16 protein-coding genes are annotated in these 19,860 nt (G+C 58.9%); 6 read left to right on the top strand and 10 right to left on the bottom strand.

Going from position 1 to position 19,860, the window contains the following annotated elements:
• The 4 genes from RMO15_RS18215 to RMO15_RS18200 form a co-directional block, all read left to right on the top strand.
• A partial coding sequence (locus tag RMO15_RS18215; protein ID WP_309715041.1) for a D-galactonate dehydratase family protein occupies positions 1-1,111 on the top strand: 1,111 nt, incomplete at its 5' end.
• 29 nt (positions 1,112-1,140) lie between these two features.
• On the top strand, positions 1,141-1,416 hold the full coding sequence (locus RMO15_RS18210; protein ID WP_309715039.1) for a hypothetical protein: 276 nt from the start codon (positions 1,141-1,143) through the stop codon (positions 1,414-1,416).
• Entirely contained in the window at positions 1,413-1,790 is a 378-nt protein-coding gene (locus tag RMO15_RS18205) for a clan AA aspartic protease (protein WP_309715037.1), read from the top strand. The genes RMO15_RS18210 and RMO15_RS18205 overlap by 4 nt, the downstream gene beginning before the upstream one ends.
• A 126-nt stretch (positions 1,791-1,916) precedes the next feature.
• On the top strand, positions 1,917-2,261 hold the full coding sequence (locus RMO15_RS18200) for a hypothetical protein (RefSeq protein WP_309715035.1): 345 nt from the start codon (positions 1,917-1,919) through the stop codon (positions 2,259-2,261).
• A 276-nt stretch (positions 2,262-2,537) separates the two neighbouring features.
• Here the strand turns inward: RMO15_RS18200 and RMO15_RS18195 are convergent, their stop codons facing one another.
• From RMO15_RS18195 to RMO15_RS18155, 9 genes are all read right to left on the bottom strand, one after another.
• On the bottom strand, positions 2,538-3,119 hold the full coding sequence (locus RMO15_RS18195) for a hypothetical protein (RefSeq protein ID WP_309715033.1): 582 nt from the start codon (positions 3,117-3,119) through the stop codon (positions 2,538-2,540).
• A gap of 316 nt (positions 3,120-3,435) precedes the next feature.
• Positions 3,436-4,983 carry an ABC-F family ATP-binding cassette domain-containing protein gene (locus tag RMO15_RS18190; RefSeq protein ID WP_309715031.1) on the bottom strand — a complete coding sequence of 516 codons (1,548 nt, stop codon included), beginning with the start codon at positions 4,981-4,983 and terminating at the stop codon, positions 3,436-3,438.
• Entirely contained in the window at positions 4,984-5,553 is a 570-nt protein-coding gene (locus tag RMO15_RS18185) for a peptidylprolyl isomerase (RefSeq protein WP_309715029.1), read from the bottom strand.
• 21 nt (positions 5,554-5,574) lie between these two features.
• Entirely contained in the window at positions 5,575-7,212 is a 1,638-nt protein-coding gene (locus RMO15_RS18180) for a CTP synthase (RefSeq protein ID WP_309715027.1), read from the bottom strand.
• Between the two features lie 81 nt (positions 7,213-7,293).
• Positions 7,294-8,172 (bottom strand): hypothetical protein, encoded by an 879-nt coding sequence (locus RMO15_RS18175; RefSeq protein ID WP_309715025.1) that lies wholly within the window; start codon positions 8,170-8,172, stop codon positions 7,294-7,296.
• A gap of 164 nt (positions 8,173-8,336) precedes the next feature.
• The gene (locus tag RMO15_RS18170) at positions 8,337-9,221 is read right to left on the bottom strand and encodes a hypothetical protein (protein WP_309715024.1); all 885 of its coding nucleotides are present in this window, start codon (positions 9,219-9,221) and stop codon (positions 8,337-8,339) included.
• Positions 9,222-9,261: 40 nt separating this feature from the next.
• A complete protein-coding gene (locus RMO15_RS18165; protein WP_309715022.1) occupies positions 9,262-9,681 on the bottom strand; it encodes a hypothetical protein in 420 nt (139 codons plus the stop codon).
• 1 nt (position 9,682) lies between these two features.
• Positions 9,683-14,353, bottom strand: coding sequence for an alpha-2-macroglobulin family protein (locus tag RMO15_RS18160; RefSeq protein ID WP_309715021.1), 4,671 nt, complete (start codon positions 14,351-14,353; stop codon positions 9,683-9,685).
• Positions 14,350-15,663, bottom strand: a complete 1,314-nt coding sequence (locus tag RMO15_RS18155) for a hypothetical protein (RefSeq protein ID WP_309715019.1) — start codon at positions 15,661-15,663, stop codon at positions 14,350-14,352. Before RMO15_RS18155 ends, RMO15_RS18160 begins: the two co-directional genes overlap by 4 nt.
• Before the next feature lie 100 nt (positions 15,664-15,763).
• Here RMO15_RS18155 and RMO15_RS18150 point away from each other — a divergent pair, with 100 nt between their 5' ends.
• Positions 15,764-16,936 carry a J domain-containing protein gene (locus tag RMO15_RS18150; RefSeq protein ID WP_309715017.1) on the top strand — a complete coding sequence of 391 codons (1,173 nt, stop codon included), beginning with the start codon at positions 15,764-15,766 and terminating at the stop codon, positions 16,934-16,936.
• A 5-nt stretch (positions 16,937-16,941) separates the two neighbouring features.
• Here RMO15_RS18150 and RMO15_RS18145 read toward each other — a convergent pair whose 3' ends face one another.
• A complete protein-coding gene (locus tag RMO15_RS18145; RefSeq protein WP_309715015.1) occupies positions 16,942-18,126 on the bottom strand; it encodes a hypothetical protein in 1,185 nt (394 codons plus the stop codon).
• Positions 18,127-18,193: 67 nt separating this feature from the next.
• Here RMO15_RS18145 and RMO15_RS18140 point away from each other — a divergent pair.
• A partial coding sequence (locus RMO15_RS18140; RefSeq protein ID WP_309715012.1) for a caspase family protein occupies positions 18,194-19,860 on the top strand: 1,667 nt, incomplete at its 3' end.

The following is a 19,860-nucleotide window of genomic DNA, read 5'->3' as shown; positions in this document are numbered from 1 at the left end:
CGTTGCCGCTGCGCTTGAGGAGCACCTTGCGCCGCTGCTCATTGGCCGTGACCCTGACCAGATCGAGGACATCTGGCAGATGCTCTTTCGCGGCACCTACTGGCGCGGTGGCCCCGTGCTGATGACGGCGCTGGCCGGGATTGATATCGCGCTCTGGGACATCAAGGGCAAGCGGGCGGGGCTTCCCGTCTACTCGCTTTTGGGTGGCAAGACCCGCGAGGGGGCCTGGGCCTACACCCACTGCGGCGGCCACACGAACGAGGAGCTGGAGGACTCGGTGCGTGCGGCGATGGCGAGAGGCTTCTCGCATATCCGTGTCCAGTGCCCCGTTCCGGGCGCGACGTCTACCTACGGCATGGGCGGTGCTGCCGAAGCTGCGAGTGCGAGCTGGCTGGGAAAAGGCAGCGGCGATGGTGGCCCGATGCCTCATGTCGAGGGAAACTGGGAGCCCGCCAGCTATCTGAGAGTCGTCCCGAAGATGTTTGCTTACTTGCGTGACAAGCTTGGTGATGAGCTGAATCTCCTCCACGATGTCCACGAGCGCCTGAACCCGATTCAGGCCGCGCGCCTCGCTAAAGAACTCGAACCCTACCATCTGTTCTTCCTCGAAGACGCCCTGCGCCCCGAGCATAAAGAGAGCTTTAGATTAGTGCGCAATGCCTCGACCACGCCGCTGGCGATGGGGGAGCTGTTTCACTCCAAGTACGAGTGTCTGCCGCTCTTCACCGAGCAGCTGATTGACTTTATCCGCTGTGATATCGGGCACCTGGGCGGCATCACGGAGGCTAAGAAAGTCGCGATTCTGGCCGAGCCGTTTCAGATTCAGACCGCTTGGCACGGCCCCGGCGACATTGGCCCCGCCACCCACTGCGCCAACGTCCATGTGGATGTCTCAATCCCCAACTTCGGCGTTCAAGAAATGGTCTTCTTCCCCGAGGTCGTCCACGAGGTTTTTCCCGGCGCACCGGAGTACCGAGACGGCAGGCTCTGGCCCTCAGAAGCACCCGGGCTGGGGTGTGATATCAACGAGGAGGCGGCGAAGAAATATCCCTACCAGCGCAACTACCTGCCCGTCTGCCGCCGTGCCGACGGCTCTGTCCACGACTGGTAGGGGGAAATACTTAGCTATACAATAGGACTATGGAAAATACAATGCCCTCTGGTGAGGAGATCCGTCGTCGCGGAAAGGAAGTCTACGAGAGGCTAGTTCGCTCGCTTGTGGAGACCCCGGATAACCTGGGAAAGATCGTCTCGATTGATATTGAGTCCGGGGATTTCGAGGTGGACGAGGATCTGCTCAAGGCCACAGATCGCCTGCTGATACGTCACCCCGGCGCACCGGTCTGGGGGGAGCGCATCGGCTATGATGCTGTCTTTGCTCTCGGGGCCGGAAGCCTCTCACGCACTTCCTCATGAAAGGCAGTATTCATTCGTATCAGGCGTGTCTGACGGTCTTTTTTCTACGCGACGAGAACCCCGCAATTGGCATTGAGTTTGTCGTAGACACGGGATTTGAAGGTGCGATGACATTGCCTACGGAAGCGATTCGCGCACTGGGTCTACCCTTTATCATGGAGCTTGACATCAATCTAGCAGATGATAGTAGTACTCGGGTGGCCGTGCATCGGGGACAGATTCGCTGGCACGATGAGAATGTTGCTGTTGCGGTTCTTGCGACGGGAAAGCGTCCCCTTCTGGGAACCGCACTTCTCAAGGGTAGTCATCTGGGGATAGATTTTCAGCCTGAGGGAAACGTCGAAATAATTTCTCTGGGAGAGAGACTAGACTAGTCCGAGGTTGCTACAAATTACTTGAACATTCAACTAGTTTAGTAAAACCTTCAACTAGTTTAGTTCGAGGTTGGAACAGTTTGGTCTGAGGTTTGATATTTTTGGTTTAAGGAAGGAACAAAAGTAATGGCTCTGAAGAAAAGAGTTGCGTCGTCGGCACAGAATCAGGCGAAGGTTCGATTATCGGGAATGAAGTCTATTGAAGAAACGCTTGACCTCGGGGATGGGATTAGTGTGGCTTCGCTAGACACTCTCTCCAAGCAAGCGGATGCAAAGCTCGTTGCCTACAATCAAAAGCTCTCCGAAGCAGACACGCTCGCCAATGAGCTGGATGATCTGGATAAAGCGCTTAAAACGTTCAGTAGCCGGGTGCTTTCCAAAGCCGCCGGAAAGTACGGTCGTGACAGCAGCGAGTACGAAGCCGTCGGGGGAGTGCGAACGAGCGAGCGCAAGAAGCCAACAAAAGGGTAGTGAGGCCACCCCTCACCCATGATCCTCAACAAAATACGGCTTTCTTAACTCGGGAAAAATTCGCTACTGTCTCAAATCTTGTGACGGAAATCGCCTCGACGGAAATCGTCGGGCTGTAGGGCGCTTCGCGCCGCGCCTTCGGCGGAATTTTTACCGACGAGTGACGACGAGGCGGCCGAAGGCCCTAAAGCCCGGAGGTTTACCGTCCTGGGCTATCACGGGAGAGAATCTCCTAGCCGAGGTAAGCGATCCTTCCACGCTCCCTAATCGGCTGCACTAGCGAGTACGCGGATTTCTACGACGGGCAATCCAGCAGGCACCCGCGAGTACCAAGAGTGCGGAGGCGGGCTCTGGGGCCGCCGTGCTCGCGGCGGCAATCGTGTAGCTCAGAGGGCCTGAGTTAACTGCTGGAATTGGCGCAAGTGAGGAATCGAGAGCGTCCGGGCTCTCTAAGGAGATCGAGTAAGTTCCTGGCACGGCTCCTGCCGCGCTCAGAGTGACTGTTGCCAGAAGTGTGTCACTGCCTCCTAAGGGCTTTCCTACAAGAGTGTCTAAACCGACAAATCTGTTAGTCGAAGAATCAAAGGGAAACAGCCAGCCGGCATCTACCAAGTCAAAGAAATTGTTTGTTCCCGCCACGAAGTTGTGACCTGCGGTGATATTTAAGGATATGACTCCAATAGTCACAGGACCGCTGTTGGAGCGGATGAAAATATTAAAGACGGAGTCGGTTCCTACTGTGATGGGGCCAGGCACCGATTGTTGAAGTGTGAAGACAACATCCGCATGGGCTCTGCCCACTAGCAAACCGAGGGAGACGATCCCTGCGAGGGAGAGTCGTTGGAATAAAACTTTCAAAAGGAACTCCTTACGAAACGAAAACTACCAGCCTCATGCCCACGAAGCGAGCAGGATGCTGGTAGTGTTGTCAGGGAGTCTACCTGAAAATGCAATCTGTTGTCAATCGAGCCTTTTGCACGAATCGCTCCGCCGCCCCATGAAATGAGGCGTCTGGGTAGCCTGCGGCTGGAAAGCCCGTGCCGGGCTGGGGAGACGGACTCGGTAGCCCGCACCCAGAGGGTACCCGGCTTCGCGGCGCTTGCGCCATTGCAGACGCCGGTTTTCAACCGGCGGCGACGATTCGTGAAAAAGGTTCAATAGAAACCGGTAAACGCTAGGCACTCTCTTCGCGGATTTTGCCCTCGCCCTCAAAGATGAGGCGGCGGGTGGCGACTTTGTCTAGGAAGAATCTATCGTGGCTGACCACTAAGACCGCGCCGGGGAAGTGGATCAGGGCCTGCTCCATCACTTGAATGCTGGGCATGTCGAGGTGATTCGTGGGCTCGTCTAAGATAATCACGGGGGAGCCAGAGAGTAGGCACTGCGCCAGCGCGACACGAGACTTCTGGCCACCCGAGAGCGTCCCGAGCTTTTGCATCCGATCCATCTCGGAGAATCTGAGCATCTCTAAGAACTTATGGACATGCTTGCGCGGTGCATGAAAGGCCAGCCCGAAGGTGTTGATGGCGTGCGAGAGCGTGTCTTTGGGATCAAGATTTTCGAGGAGCTGGTTGAAGTGGATTGCTTTTACGCCGCCCTCCCAGCGCACCAGTCCCGAGTCGGGCGCTTCCTCTCCCGTGAGCAAGCGCAAGAGCGTGGACTTGCCGCTGCCGTTACGCCCGACAATGGCCAGGCGCTCGTTGCCGTGGAGCTCGAAGGTGAGGTTGGTAAAGAGCGTCTGCTCGCCGTAGGCTTTGCACAAGTCCTCAACGCGCAGTAGGTTCTCGCGGACGTGTAGGCCTTCGTAGATCTCCGTGATCAGCACCTGCGCGGGGCGCGGCGTGACCCGCTTCTTCAAATCCGCAAGCTTGCGCTCGCGCCGCTCTTTGTGCTCTTTCAGCGCCTCGGCCTCTAGGAGCAGCAGCTCTTCTTCATGCAGAAACTGGCGCTCGCTGGTCTTCAGGCGAAACGGTTTCTCTTGCACGTAGTCGCTGTAGTTGCCCGCGTAGTCGCTGAGCTTATAGTTCTCCAGCTCGACGATACGTGTGACGACACGATCCAAGAACTGCCGGTCGTGGGAGACGAGAAGCACTGCCCCCGAAAAGCCCCGGAGCCACTCTTCCAGCCAGGCAACCCCCTCGACATCAAGGTAGTTCGTTGGCTCGTCTAAGAGAAGCGCATCGGGCGACTCTAAGAGAATCTTCGCCAGCGCCGCACGGTTGCGCCACCCGCCCGTGAGCTGCGCGATGGGCCGCGTCCGGTGCTCTTGGGAGAAACCTAGCTTGCCGAGAACCGTGTCCACGGCAACCTGCCAGTTCCAGCCGTCAAGCACCTCCATGCGCTCCAAAAGCTCTGCTTGGCGTTCTAAAAGAGCCTCCAGATCGGCCCCATCGTCGGTGAACTGAGCGGCGATTGCCTCAAGCTCCGCCTCAATTGCTTTTGGCTCCGCGAGCACCTCGCCCAGCACTTCCTCGACGGTCTGTGTGCTGTCGAGCTGGGAGAACTGGGAGAAGTAGCCGACTTTCAGACCCGGCTCCTGCTCCACTCGGCCCTCGGTGGGAGCGAGCTCGCCCAGAAAGAGCCGAATGAGCGTGGTTTTTCCCGTCCCATTCTGCCCGATCAGTCCGACCCGCTCCCCCTTGGCCAGCTTGAAGTAGACCTCCCGCAAGACCCGCCGGTCATCGAAACGCACGGTGACGCCGTGCAGGCGCAGGAGGCTCAACTACTTGATGATCTTTGCGGTCTTGATGGCATCAAGCTTGGGGAAGTTCTTCTCCAGAAACTTATTTCCCCCTGCCGCGATCTCGCCCTGAAGCGATGTGATCTGCTCGCCGTACTCGCCAAAGAGCTTATCTACCACTTCCATGCCCTTGGTGACCTGGGCAAACGGGGAGAAGCCCATGTCATCGAGGCGACTGTTGTCGGCAAGGTTGATAAAGAGCTGGGTGGAGCGGGAGTTGGGAGCGCCGGACTTGGCGTAGGTGAGGGTGCCGCGCTTGTTGCTGCCTTTAACGGCATCATCGGGGATATTGCTCTCCAGCCACTTGCCTGCCAGGCTCGGGTCGCCGTGAATACCGAACTGAACCACGAAGCCCTTGACCACGCGGAAGAACTTGATGCCGTCGAAGAAGCCGTTTTTGACGAGATTGTAGAAACGATCCACGCCATTGGGAGATAGATCCCGCGTGACATCTAAGACAAAGACGCCCTTGGTCGTCTCGAACTTTACCTTGAACTTAGCCGGGGCTTTCTCCTTGAGCGCCGCCGGATTTTGAAGTTTCGCTTTTTGCATGTGCCTATTGTACCCGCGATTCTATGGCGTTTTACTCTTCAAGGCCGCTTCAATCAGCCCCGCGAAGAGTGGCTGGGCGCGGTTGGGGCGGCTCTTGAACTCAGGGTGGAACTGAACCCCCACGAAGAACGGATGGTCGGAGATCTCAACAATCTCCACTAAATTTTTGTCTTTGTTGATCCCGGAGCAGGTCAGGCCCGCCTCCGTGAGCTGCTCGCGGTAGTCGTTGTTGAACTCGTAGCGGTGGCGATGGCGCTCCTGAATAAAGCTCGTTCCGTAGAGTTTTGCGGCGAGGCTCCCCTCGGTCAGGTGGCAGTCCCAGAGTCCCAGGCGCATAGTCGCCCCTTTATCCTCAACTTGGTACTGGTCGTGCATCAGGTGGATCACGGGGTGGGGGGTCTTCTCGTCCATCTCCGTCGAGTTGGCACCTGCTAGGCCGCAGACATTGCGAGCGAACTCGATCACCGCCATCTGCATCCCGAGACAGATGCCAAAGTAGGGGACTTTGTGCTCGCGAGCGTAGCGTACTGCCTCGATCTTGCCCTCAATGCCGCGTGCCCCAAAGCCAGGGCAGACCACAATCGCATTGCTATTTTTCAGCCGCGCGATAACATCCACACCCTCTTCTTCGAGTGCCTCGGAGTCTACCCAGTCAATCTCGACACGGCAGTTGTGCTGGATGCCGGCATGACGTAGCCCCTCGGCGATGGAGATGTAGGCATCACCGTTCTGAACATACTTTCCGACGACGGCGACGGAGACAGTATGGACGGGGTGCAGAACACGCTCCACAATGGTTTTCCACTCCTCTAAGTTGGACTCGCTCTGGGGCAGTCCGAGGCGCTTGACCACTAAGTCCGCAAAGCCCTCTTGCTCGTAGATCACCGGGATTTCGTAGATTGTCTCCACATCGCGGGCGGGGATCACCGCATTGGCATCCACGTCGCAGAAGAGCGCGATTTTCTCGCGATGCTCCTCGGAGAGGCCCTCTTTGACGCGGCAGACCAGCACATCCGGTGCAATCCCGACTTCACGCAGGCGCATCACGGAGTGCTGGGTCGGCTTGGTCTTGATCTCGTTCCACGGCCCGACACTGGGGATCAGGGTCACGTGGACAAAGAGCACATTGCCCGCCCCCGCATCGCGCTTCATCTGGCGGATCGCTTCGAGAAACGGCAGGCCCTCAATATCCCCGACCGTCCCTCCTACCTCGGCGAGCACCACATCTGCGCCCGTGGACTTGCTCAGCCCAATAATGCGCTCCTTGATCTCATTGGTGACATGGGGGATCACCTGGACGGTTCCTCCCAGATAGTCGCCGCGTCTCTCTTTGGCAATCACCGCGCCGTAGACTGTCCCGGTGGTTACACTCGCAGCGCGGCTTAGGTTAATGTCCACAAAGCGCTCGTAGTGCCCCAGATCCAGGTCTGTCTCCGCACCATCATCGGTGACAAAGACCTCGCCGTGCTGAAACGGGTTCATGGTTCCTGCATCCACATTGATGTAGGGATCGAGCTTGACCATGGTGACTTTGAAGCCACGGTTGCGGAGCAGGCGGCCTAGTGCGGCAGAGGTAATCCCCTTACCGATGGAACTGACGACGCCGCCAGTAACAAAGATATACTTAGCGTTTTTTGAGGGTGAAGTTTCGGTGGACATGGCAATAAAATACGGGCCGCATTTAAAGGCTGCGGCCCGTGCCGTAGTATACCATAGACCGAAGTCGTGGAGACTTTATTTCTATCCGGAGAGGTCTTTGGGCGTTTTCCAGAACTGGGTGAGCATCTTTTTCCAGATTCCTCGGATCGCCAGGCAGCAGACCGTCAGGTAGAACGTCGGGACAAAGAACCAGAGCCAGGCGGGAAACTCGCTGTTGGGGCCAAAAAGCGCCGGGTTGGTGAGGGCGGCAAAGATCGCCGCCGCGGGGTTGAACAGATTGGGGAGCCAGGCTAGCCAGTGGAACCAGGCAGGTGGGTTGAACGAGGTTCCCATGAGGCTCGCCAGAAGCGCCGGAGCGGCGTAGGTGATTGCCGTGAGGCCTGGTAGACCTAAAATTGGGACAATCGCCCAGCCACCCGCGTTACCCGAAGCCTGCTGGCTTTTCTTGCTAATCAGGGAGCAGTAGGTCGCCATGCTTACATTCAGAAGTGCGGTTGCTAAAATCAGCACTTGCGCGGCGAGAAACCCCGTCCATGCCATGCCCGTGCCCAGCGCGGTGCAGAGGAGCGCGGGAAGCACGATGGCGTAGAACATCACGATAGGGCGCATGGTCGCGGCAGCCTTGCCGATCAGGATCTGGAGGGGAGTGTTGCGCGAGAGCAAGAGGGCGTTCCAGGTCTGTTTCTCACGCTCCGACGTGATGGTCATGGCGGCTTGGAGTGGCATCGCGATCATCAGCACCAGAGCTTCAATCACGACAAGAAAGCCGTGCATTCCCCAGAAGGCGGGCTTGGGATCGGTCGTTCCCGCAGCGAGAGACATCAGGTAGAACATCCCCGCATAGAGCCCGAGGATCGCGAGGACTCCGAGAGCTTTTTCGGTGGCGCGCGTTCCGGGCTGTTTCTTGTCCTGAACACGGCGCTGTGCCAGAGTCTCTTTCTGAAAGATGGGATTATTCACGATTAGGTGATCCCACCACTCCCGAAGTGTGTGCGCAGAAGGCGTAGTCTCCGTTGTTTGGGTCGGGGTGGGAAGTTGGATTTGGCGATCTGCTTGATTCTGTCCGTACATGTGGCCTCCATTTGGTGTGTATCTAGGTTAAATTATGTCATTTTCTCTGGCATTTAGCCAGAAAAATCTTTCGGTGCGCGCCAGAGCTCGCCTAGTAGCTTTTGCCACGTCCGCTTGCTGGCAAGAAGCGCGATCAGGCAGTAGACAGGTGCGAGAAGCAAAAGTGCGAGAGGAGCCTTCTCAAAGTGTGCCAGTAAGGTGCTGAGGGTAACGATCAGGGCTAGCAAGCTCAGCCCTAAGCCTTGCCACATCGTCTTCTTTTGGGCCTCCTGTGAGTTTTTGCTCCAGAGCGATGTCCGAACCCCCACGAGTGTTGTGAGGAGTAGGTTGGGGAGTAAGACGAGTGGAATCAGCAGGAGCGTTGCAGGAGGGAGCAATCCCCGAACCACAAAGGCAAGCGCGATGGGGATGAGTATCCCGCTACCCATGAGCAGTGTACGTAGAATGCTGGCTACTTTTCCTCCGATCAGCTGCTGGGGAGTGAGCCGGGAGAGTAAGAGAGCATTCCAGGTTCGCTTCTCTCGCTCTCCGGTAATGGCAGCCGTAGTCATCACCGAAGCACCAAACATCCCACCGATCAGGGGGCCAATCAGTGGCCCGATGAACCCACCACTGCCATGCGAGAGATAGGTGAGCCAGAGGGGGACTAGCGCATACACGATGGCGAAGGTAATCAGATAGGGACGAAGCGTGCGCCAGCTCTTCTGCCACAAGGGCAGCTTTCCCCAGTCCGCACGGTTTTTTCGGTGCTTCTCACGGAGGGCTTCGGCTTTCTCCGGAGGGCAGGTGACGGGCACGGCAACGGTGCCTACCTCGCGCTGGTACACAGGATTCTCGACGATCACCTCGCGCCAGAAAGCCACCAGAGTGCTCTCCGTTTTCGAGGCGGCTTCGGTTGCGGATGCTGTGGTGGGCTCGCATTGTTGCTGTAAGGCCATGGCTACTTACTACGACGTAAAATCGGCACAACGGTTGCGGCTAATGAGGGCTTTCTTCGTTTTTTGTTCGAAATCGTCCCGGGCGCAGGCTAAACAGACCGCAGAGGCTCATGAGAGAGCTTGCTCCTAAGGTTGGGGCGCAGAGTAGGAGAAGCCGCAAGAGATTGGGAATTGCCTCAAACGGGTTGCCGGAGACCGTCAGCCAGCCCCAGATTCCCAGTGGCACCAGCGCGAGGAACCCCGCAGCGAAGCAGCAGAAGGCACGGCGCACGCCTGTGGGAACCTGAAGGGCGATTTCTGCTCCCAACCCAAGAGCGGCTCCTGCGGGTAGAGCTTGCAGGAAGATCATGCTCCAGTGAATCTTGCCCGGGCCTGCGTCGAGAGGTAGGTTCTGCTGATAAAAAGCAGTCAGAGCGCCCAGCGTGAGCGCCCCTCCTAAAAATCCGGCGATACCTTTCATGTTAGCGAATCTCCAAAGTCTCGCCTGCGGACTCGGCCCGCAGGGTGGTTCCATACATCGGGGTTAGCGCCGTGGGCAGGGCATGGGCTGTGCCGAGGGTCTGCGCCCGAAGGTGGTACTCATAGACATGCTTGCCTTTCTCTAATCGCCGGGCAAAGACGGCAATACGATCGTCACGGACGTCCACGTGGGAGTACCAGAAGCTCCACTCGCCGTAGAGATCCTCTTCTTCCAGGGTGCCCCGTGCATTGGGCTCAAAGCCTGAGGGGAAGCGATCCTCAAGCAGGAGGTACTCCATGTTTTGGTCCGTTTCCACGATCAGCCGAACACGCACTGTATCGCCTTGGGCAAACTTCGTGGTGGCTGCCTCGGGGATCAGGCCCTTGGGGCCGGAGGCGAGCCGGATATACTCTCGGCGGATGCGAACCCCGGCAGCCGGCAGGGCGGGAAGTGCGGCCGTGCGCGTGGACTGTCGCAGGGTCGCTGTGGCATAGCCAGAGCCCGCAAGCGCCAGTTTATTCGCCCCTGAGGCGAGTGCGGTGCCGGGCACGGTCACTTCTAAAATGCGACCACGGGGCTTGAGAGCCAGCGGTTTGCCATTGAGCGTGAGCTGTGGCAGATCGCTACGGACTGACTGCGTGGCATACTCCGGGAGCTGGCAGAGGGTGGAGATGACAAACGCGGTGTCGCGCGTGTCGCCGAAGTAGCCGTCGGTGGCGGTAGAGAGCAAGTAGCGCGTCGCCTGCCCGATCTGGGGGCTCTGTGGTTTGGTCGCGAGGAGGGCGCGGATGGCGAGTGCTGTCGTCATGCGCTCCGTGGCATTCCCGCTGTAGCCCTCGTTGGCCCAGTGCGCAAAGACACCATCCACGACAGCTCTTTTTTCGAGAGCCGTGGCGTAGGGTAGCGCTTCTAGGCCGACCGTTTTACAGAAGAGTGTCAGCCAAGCGAGAGTCTCGGGGCGCTTTCGGTCGGGCGCTCCAAAGCGGGCCAGAACTGCTATCAGCCGGGGAGCCCCCAGAAGGCGTACTCGTGACGCATCCACGCGGCTCAGGACATAGAGCGCAAAGGCGGTGTCGGGGGAGGGATTTTTTTTCGGGTTCTCCAGCAAGGGCCAGAGGGACTTTGCCCCTTTCTCGAAGAGTGCGGGAGGAACCGGGTAGCCTGCATCGCGAGCCTCGGCGAGACCCCAGAGGGCGTAGCTGGTCAGCCAGGGATCGGCCTCATCGTTGTACCACCAGCCCCAGCCTTTTTCACCCTGGAGCTGCGCACCGAGCCGGGTGATTCCTGCCATTACGCTGGGCCCGTCGGCCACTCCGGCTGCAATCAAGGGGACGAAGCGGCTGACGGTCTGTTCGACACAGCCGTAGGGGTATTTTTTAAGATACTCGGCGGCCTCAGCCACCGTGGCGCGCAGGCTGGGGGCGACCCGGATGGTCACAAACGAGCGCTCGGGGACGGCGTCGCTAGGCAGCGTTAGGATAGCTGTGGGAGTCAGCGCGATATTGGTGAGGGTCTCCCGTGCGTAGGGACGCACGGTCAGCGGGAGCTTCACGCCATCCGTGAGCTTGGTATCTGTCCAGCCTTCCAGTGTGACTCTTGTGGACTCGGGCAGGCCACCGGGCACTAGCCAGCTCCAGCTTGCTTCCCCGACCGTTCCCGTGGCAACCATCAGGGTTTTCTCGGCATTTTGTAGACCTGTGGCTTTGAGGCGCAGGTGCGCGGTCTGGGACTGGCCGCTGTTGTTGTGCACGAGCCCAGTGAGTCGCACCTGATCGCCCTCCACCACAAAGCGTGGCATATCCAGACGCACAAAGAACGGGCGGTTGACGATGACCTTGGCGCGTGCATAGCCCACGGCGGTTTGATCCGTGACGGCATGCGCGACGGCACGCCAAGTCGTGAGGTTGTCCGGGAGGGTGAACTCCACTTTGGCGTGGCCGGTGGCATCGGTTCGGAGAGTCGGGTTCCAGTAGGCCGTGTCTACGAATTTTTCCCTTGTCTTGATCTTGATACCATCTTTGCCCTCGCCTGCCAGGTAGAGAATCTCAAAGGAGTGGCGCGTGCGAACCCGGCTGGTTCGGTGGGGATAAAAAGTCTTGCGCAGCGCCTTGGGATCGTCCTCTTTTAGGGCATAGATCGCCTCATCCGCCACAGAGAGCGCTAGCTCCGTCATCACAGGCTGGCCGTCGCTGTCGGTGATCGCGACATCGAACTTTGCTTGATCGCCGGGCTCGTACTGAGGCTTTTCGGGGGTGAGAGCGATACTCAGGGTCTTACAGGGGAGCGTGACGCGCAGTGGTGTCTCAGTCTGTGCAAAGGTCTTATTGCGGATGTAGCATGCACCGAGTGAGACATTGGGGCCGTACGCTTCCCGCACCGGTATCTCTACTGTCGTCACACTTTGTCGGATGGGGACAGCGATGGTCTCATAGACTTTCTCGCCCTCAATGGTCAAAATTGCCGTCTGCCCTGTCTCGGCGGCCCCGATCACCACGCGGGCGGTCTCGCCGGGGGCGTAGCTGCGCTTGTCAGTCGCGAGGGTCAGGCCCGAGAGGCCGTTTTGCGTGGCGTCGGTATCGTCGGCGGGGGTTACCCAGAGGGTCTGGTGGGTCTGCGCCTCGCGACCTTTGCTGTCTTTTGCGGTGGCGATGAGGTCAATGTCGCCGCTCTTAGGGAGGGTTAGCGTCAGAATTGCTCGGCCATCGGCTCCCGTTGTGGCCTGCTGCGTAGGGAGCACCGTCAGTGTTTTCGTCTTCTCAAAGCGCTCGACACGAAGGCTCACGGGCGCGTTTACCAGGGGCTTGCCATCGTGGTCGCGCACGGTGACGAAAACTTTGGTGGGTTGTCCGGCTCGCGCCAGATAGCCCTCGGGTGTCAGCGCGACTTTGACATCGGCGGCGGTGACACTGACCTCCGCACTACTTTCCACCTCGCGCTGGGCATCATCCTCGACATAGGCGGAGAGCTTGTAGCGCTCGGTCTGAGGCGGAAACGTGCGCTTGGGAGTGTTCTCGTCGGTATCTGGCTCAGAGTCTTCTTTTTGCTTTTCGGGCTCAGTAGGCAGGCGGAGCACTAAGCGCCCCGTCCCATCAAGGCGTCCCTCGCCATCGGCGACCAAACTCCCGGAGCCGTAGTCCTCCCCAGAGAGGTCTTCTTCCAGGCTGGGCCAGCCTGTGTTGTCGTAGTCGGCGCTCCAGTCCGTCTCGCGGGTCAGGCTCCAGTGGACTTTGGCATTGGCGACGGGCGCTCCGAAGTAGTAGGTCGCCGCAACCGTGGCTTCCAAAGTAGAGTTTCGCAGAACGCGTGTCTGGGTGGGCGTTACTTTCACGGAAAACTCGGGCTTGCGGTACGAGGCGATCTCGATACTGTGGGTCTGCTCCTGCCCCCCGACATTAATTTTTAGATCGTAAAACCCTGTCGGCGCTTCGGGGCTCAGCGCAAACTCCCCGATCACGGCCCCACTGGCACTGATCGGATGTGTCTCTTTAAGCACTTCCAGGCCCGTAGGATCACTGAGGCGAATCTCCGCAGTGCCGCCTTTGGGGAAGGTGTAGGTGTAGGGGCTCCCCGGTGTTGGCTGGCGCAGGAGGGTCTTGTAGTGAATGAGCTGACCCGGGCGGTAGAGCGGTCGGTCAGTGATGGTATGGGCAATGAGGTTCTTGCTCTCAGGATCGGAGCCTTCTTGCTCATAGACCATTGTTTCATCGTCGCCCAGGGTCGCCAGAGTCGCCGTTCCTGCCGTTTGCGCCGAGGGAAGCTCCAGAGTGGCGAGGCCGTTCGCGTCTGTGGTGGCCTGCGCTGTCTCTGTACCGTTTTGGAAGTGCTGGACGAGTGCCCCGATGCGGGGCTTGCCGCTCTCCAGCTCCGCTGCAAACGCCACCAAGCGGTTGTCTAGCGGTGAGCGAAATGTCACCAGCGCGGTGTCCGTAGCATGAATCCAAGTCCAGACCGTGGTTTTGTTGGTCTTGTGGGTGAGGCGGGCGAAGTAAAGCCCCGGCTGGCTCTGGAGGCCACGTAGGGGGATACGCAGGGTAAAGAAGCCCTCGGTATCTACCCGGGCGACTTTCTCCTCGTTGGTAACAAGAGGCGTCTCACAGAGCGGCTTGAGCGCGGCAGGGAGCTTGCCTGCCTCCTCGCCCCAGCGGTTGCTGAGTCGTCCTAGCGCTGTCGCTCGCTCGGGTTTGGTTAGTACGTCGGAGAGGCGGGCGCGAAAGATCTCCACGCCGATCTGCTGCCCCGAATCCCCGATTCCCGTGATCGTGAGAGTGGGGATTTCTTTGGTTCCAAATGTTCGCTGCTGGGTGTAGGCTAGCTCCAGGGTTGCGCCATTGGGCTCTAGCTTGGTCTCGGCAGTGGTTATCTTGGCTTCCCGGACGATCAGATCCTTGATCGTTCCGTGGTGGTGGTCTGCTCGCGGTGAGAGGGAGTAGGTTCCCACGGGGACATGCCGTAGGAGAAAGTGCCCCTGGCTATCGGTGCGTGTACGCCAGCGTCGCGTGTCGCCCTCTTTTTCGGGAAACAGTATCACCGTGGCGTGGGCAAAAGGCTTCTTGTTTCGGGCGAACGTCACGGTTCCCTCGACGGCTCCTACCGGCTCACTCTGCGTGAATAGCACTCCCAGCCCGACAAGAATCAGCAAGATCGCCGTGATCGGCGCAAGTAGGCGTTTCATCTGTGTTTCTTCTCCCAAGCGTAGCCGATGCCCGCGACAATCAGCCAGGCTAGCCCAATACCACCCACCAGCTCCAGGCGCTCCAGCCTCGTTTTATCCGAGAAGACCGCGAGATGACCGAGGAGCTGTGCCAGTGCTGTGGCAACTCCCAGAGCAAAGAGTGGCTGAGGTGACTTCGGGCTCCAGAGCTGTGCGGCCAGCAAGCCCAGCACCAGCGTGAGCCCTGCCCGAGGGCCATAGAGCACGGTTAGCGCGGCGGGAAGTGCAAGTAGCGTGGCTCCGGCTCCCAGGAGTGAGCCTGCTGCCTGAGCCAGTGTCGGGAGCAGCCCACCCAGGAGCAGCCCGAGCAAGAGATACTGCTCATGAAGCCCAAAGCCGCGTGCATCGTCGAAGCGCTGCGCGAGCAGCCGCCAGAGAGTTGCTAGTGCCACGGCGACCAGCGCGGGCAAGAGCACCGCAAGCTTCTCCGTGAGGAGTGCGAGTGCCCCAAGCCCAATCGTAAGCAGCGCAAGACCGTATCCCGCGCCGAAATGGTTCGCTCCCATCAAGGCGGCTAGGGTGAGGAGAACTCCCAGAGCCCGGCGAGTGGGCGTGTCTTCTTGCCCCAGCCAGCTCAGCATGAGCCCTAATCCAAGGGCAATTCCCAGGCAACTTATCAGCACACCGGGTGTGCCCACCGTAGTCAGAGCCAGTGGGCGTACAGCTAGCGCCAGCAATAATCCATAGCCCACCGCCCCCAACAAGAGCCGCGAGCCGCTGGTTTTAATCGCTCCCAGAACGGTGGCGATCAGGAGCAATCCCACCGCTAAGACCGGGGGAAAGATGAGCCAACCCGTTTTGAGTGTCCCTGCGGGACGAAATGTCCCCAGGCAGCAGGCTGCTGCGACCCCAACAGCAAGCGCACCAATGCCACTAAGCGTTGGAAGCTCCTCTGGCGTTTTCCAGGCAACGACGCTCAGCGCGGCGAGCAGTCCCAGTGTTGTGCCTAAGAGGTTCTCTAAAGGAAAAGAGGTGTGGGCAATCAGCAGGAGGCAGATCGGGGCGAGGGAGATCCCCGCCGCTGCCACGGGCTTTTGACTCAACACGAGCCAACCTGCGAGTGCCCCAAAAACGCCGCCCAGAAGTACACCCAAGCCCAGTGCCTGTCCGGGGGCAAACGCGCCCGATGATGGCAGGCTACACAAAAACGCCAGAAGAGCAGGAAGAATGCTCTGCCAAGGAAACACCGCGCGCCGTCGGGGGGGCAAAAGCCCCACTCCTCCCACGATAAAACTCAGCACTAGGGCGATAACTAGCAGGCCACGATCCATGAGGCACTCCTTATATTCTTCTGCTAGATTGTACGGGACATTAACAGAGGATTGCAAAAATATCTTACATTTACCGATACAATGGAGTAAGACAACGCTTATGCCTGTGAAGTCCTGGACCAAGTTTAACTGTTATGAGGAGCTGAGTGTCGCGGTAGGTGCCTCAGATGAAGAGATCCGTGCGGCCTTTAAGCATGCGTCGCGGCGGGCCCACCCCGATCTGGGAGGCTCGCATGAGGCTCAGGTAAGGGTCAATATTGCCTATGAAGTGCTCAGTAACGCGGAGCTACGGAGTAAGCACGATCGCCACTGGAAACTTGGCACGAGCGCCACTGGCCCCATTGTCCCCTTCTTCACGGGAGAAGAAGCACTCCGCAATCTCTGGACAGGAGTGGGGGGAAGCTCTCGAAAGCTCGCGGATGGGAAGACTTCCTCGGGGCTCGTGCGTCGCGTAAAAGATCGAATCACACGGGATCGGGATCGGATTACTCTAGATCGGGAGAGCCGCAAGTTTGCCAGCGTGGACGAGTTCACCAAAAAACTCCTCAAGGCACGCCTAGAAGCCGCCGTGATCTTGCTGGCGATGGGCTTGGCAGGGCTGGTAGGGGTTCTCTACCCCGTTGCTTTTTTAGGAACACTCGGCGGGGGAGCACTACTGGTAACTCGGCTACGTGGGGTGAACTTTGGAGTGGGCAATGAGCTGAGTGTGGCACTCCTGGACCCTCTCGCAGGCAGACGGATTCAGGAGCTCGCGGAGCGGCTATCCCAGGAGTCTGTGGCACGGGATCGGGAACGTCTGGAAGTCCACTTTGCCGCGTTGGATCAGCTCGGAAAGCTCATCACTACCTCCACGAAAGCGGCGGACACGGAAAATCAGGTTCTCCGACGGCTTCTGGCGACGCTCTTTGTGCTTGGCCTGATGCCCACCCGACACGACCCGGCTGCAAAACGTGTCGTGTTGCAAGGAGAAGGGGAGTGGGCTGCGCTCTTCTATCAGCACGGAGTCAATCAGCCCCTAGCCGTCGCAACGATTGAAAGAATTCTCGATGCTCGCACGGCTGTCGGAGCGCAGGCGGCCTTTCTCTACAGCCAGGGCGGCCTCTCGGCGAAAGCCGCTGAGCGTGCCGACAGTGCCTATGTCCGCTGGGTGGGGATGCGGGAGTTTAACCAGTGGGCACGGCAGGTCTGGGTTTCGGAGAACGGCGGCCCCTCCGGCGATATCTTGCAGCGCCTCGCCGAGTTCAAATCTTTCCTTGATTCACTGCCTGCGTAGCCTCGCTAGAGGGCGGCACTAAACTCAATTTTCTGGCCAGGCACTAAAGCATCGCAGGCGATCTGGAGTGCTTTGGCATCCGCCGCACCAGCAATATTGCAGAGACGTGTCTCACCCGCACACAGCCCCTTGAGCGAGGTCTTGGAGCGCTTCCCCTCCGCAGAAAAATAGGCATCGTGGTAGAGCGGGGCGACTTCCTGGTTGCGCACCGTGATCTCCAGCCCCGCCGGGGTGGCGAGCAGTTTCTCTATGTGAAAACGATAGCCCAGCGCTTGGCTTGCCTCACGAAAGCGTGTCATGGGCTGATACCCTGGCTGGTCGTTGGCGATCATGAACGAGAGGTGGAACCGGCTGGCAAGGGTCTCGAAGCGTATCCCATGCGGGCCGTTGGGAGCCAGGGCTTTCTTCTGATCGGTGTCGGTGTAGTAGCTCAGTTCCCCGCCGCGCGGGGTTGTCTTCCAGCGCTCATCGCCGAAAAAACGCCAGTTCTTCGCGTTCTCTTTGCTATGGTCTTTGCAGAGAAACGAGTCGTCAAAGAGCCCGAAATTGAGGCCGAGGAGAGATTTCTCTGCGGCAAAGGGCGTAGTCTCGTCATCGGCGGCGTCAATGGAGAGCATCCAGGGCGTGGTCTTCCAGAGCGCGTTTTGGTGGCGAAGGAAGCGTGTCTGGAAGGCTTTGGTGGGAAAGGTCTTGCCCAGCGCGAAGGGGCCGTCGTAGAGGTGGTACTCTGCCCAGAGCCCGAAGCCCACTTGCAGAAATGCCAGGCGTGGGTCGCTGTCGTAGCGGGCCGCGAGCTTCTCGAAAAATGCCAAGACGCAGCGCTGCCACTCGGGGTGCGACCAGTCGGGAAAGCTTGTCGGCTTGCCCTCGCTCTTGCCCTTTGTTTCTTTGTAATCGGGTAAGGACTTGATATAGCCCGGCACGGTGGTGGGCTTGTCGACATAGGTGTCGTAGAGGCGAACTATAGCCTGGTGCCTGCGGCTGGCAATACTGTCTAGGAGCTTCTCAAGAGCGCTCCAGTCATACTTATCTTTGCCCTTGATGAGTGTGTCGTAGCCCATATAGGAGTACTCCAGCGTGATCGCCTCGGTATTGCGGTGCGGCGAGTCCTGCCAGAGAACTAGGCCCGTGAAGGGCTGGATCTGCGTGAGCTGGCGCGTGAGCGAGAGCACTTTTTGTTGGGTTGGCATGTCAGAAAAGTGTACCCTTATGTTTGTAACGGTGTCGTAACGGAGGCGTGCTAAACTAGCAGTCACGATGAAAAAACGTTTCACGAAGAGATATTGGGGAATCTCATTAATTCTCTTGCTGATTCTCGTAACACTGCCCAACCAAGCACGTGCCGAAAAGTATGCTCTGTTTGTTGGCGTGACCGAGATGAAAAATCAGCCGCGCGACAACTGGCTGAGTGGGCCGATAAACGACCTTCCCGCAATGCGTAGTGTGTTCGAAAACATCTACGGATTCAAGCCAAGAAACATCCTGAGCCTGGAAAAGACAGCGGCATCCCGTGCGGGAATTGAGCAGGCATTTCGCGAGCATCTGATTCAGAAGGCAGCGCCTGGCGATCTGGTGGTGTTTTACTACTCAGGGCATGGCACGCAGGTTCCCGATGTCAACAAAGATGAAGCCGATGGCAAGGACGAAGCCCTGTGCCCCTATGATTCTGGTGGCACGATTAGCTCCTATGTCACTGACGACGATCTTGGAAAGTGGGTGGGGCAGCTCCGCACGAAGAATGTCTTTGTGATGCTGGATTCTTGCCACAGCGGAACGGGACTGCGTGGCGGCGATCGTCCTCGCTCTTTGGATGTTACGATCAAGGGATCTCAACCTATGGCGAGCTCCCCGCGCGCAGGTGCCGATGACCTCAAGCCCGACGGCGACACGACGGTGCTACTTACGGGGTGCCGCTCGGATCAAACGTCGGCGGACTCCCTGGTACTGCTGGATACCTCCAGCAAAGAAAAAGTGGACGCGTTCCTGGCACAGCGCAAGGCCAAAGGGAAGTACTGCGGCGATCAGCCGATCAACCCGTACATGGGAGCGCTCACCTTTGCGTTCCTCCGAGCTACCCAGAGTAAGTCTACGGCGGCGACTTACCAAGACATCCACAAGGAAGTGGCGCTTACCCTCCAGAAGATGAAGTTTGATCAAGTACCCCAGCTCGAGGGTGAGGAGCTGCAGCGGGTAGCTCTCGGAGGCGGCGCGGCTTCGACACCCGGGACGGTCTCGGCTCCGGAGTCGGAGTGGGTGGCAAAAGTGGTGCGGGTGCAGGCAGGCGCTGTCATTTTTGAGGCTCCTGTGGGCTTTGAGCTGACCCGTGGGAGTATCTTCCAGGCGCAGAAAGGCGCGACTCTGAAGCTCACCGAGCGCAACGGTCGTCAGGCCACAGGGACGCTGCTCTCGGGCACGGTCGCGGAGGGCGAGCGGCTCCGAGAAGCCTTTCATTTCCTGGAGACGACTCGGCTCCGGGTCGCGGTGCTAGGAACCTCGCCCCACCGCGCCGCGCTCGTGAGCCGCCTCAGTGCCCTGAAGTTCGTCGAGACGGTGGACTCCCAGGTGCCCCATGAGGCCGAGCTGGAGCTGCTTCCCGGCGCAGGGGTCTCCCTTAAAGTGTTTCGCAACCAGCAAGCCCTTCCCGCAATCTCTGGCGGCGACCTAGACTCTGTCTTTCCGCAAGTGGGGCGCGTGCTGGAGAACATGGCAACTGTCAATCAGCTGGTGCACCTGGAGAACCCGAAGGCAAAGCTCACGGTGGATCTTCAGGTCAACGACCGTGACTTTGACACGGTTAGGATCGGTGAGACGATCGGCTTCACGGCACGGGCGAGTCATGACTGCTACCTCTATCTACTGGACGTTGACCCGGCAGGCAAGGTGACGGTGCTCTATCCCAACAAGTACGCCAAAGAGAACAAGCT

The sequence above is a fragment of the Armatimonas sp. genome (assembly GCF_031410135.1).
In the GTDB taxonomy this organism is placed as follows: Bacteria; Armatimonadota; Armatimonadia; order Armatimonadales; family Armatimonadaceae; genus Armatimonas.
Note: the sequence above shows the minus strand (reverse complement) of the source record. Positions and strands in the feature narration are given on the sequence as shown.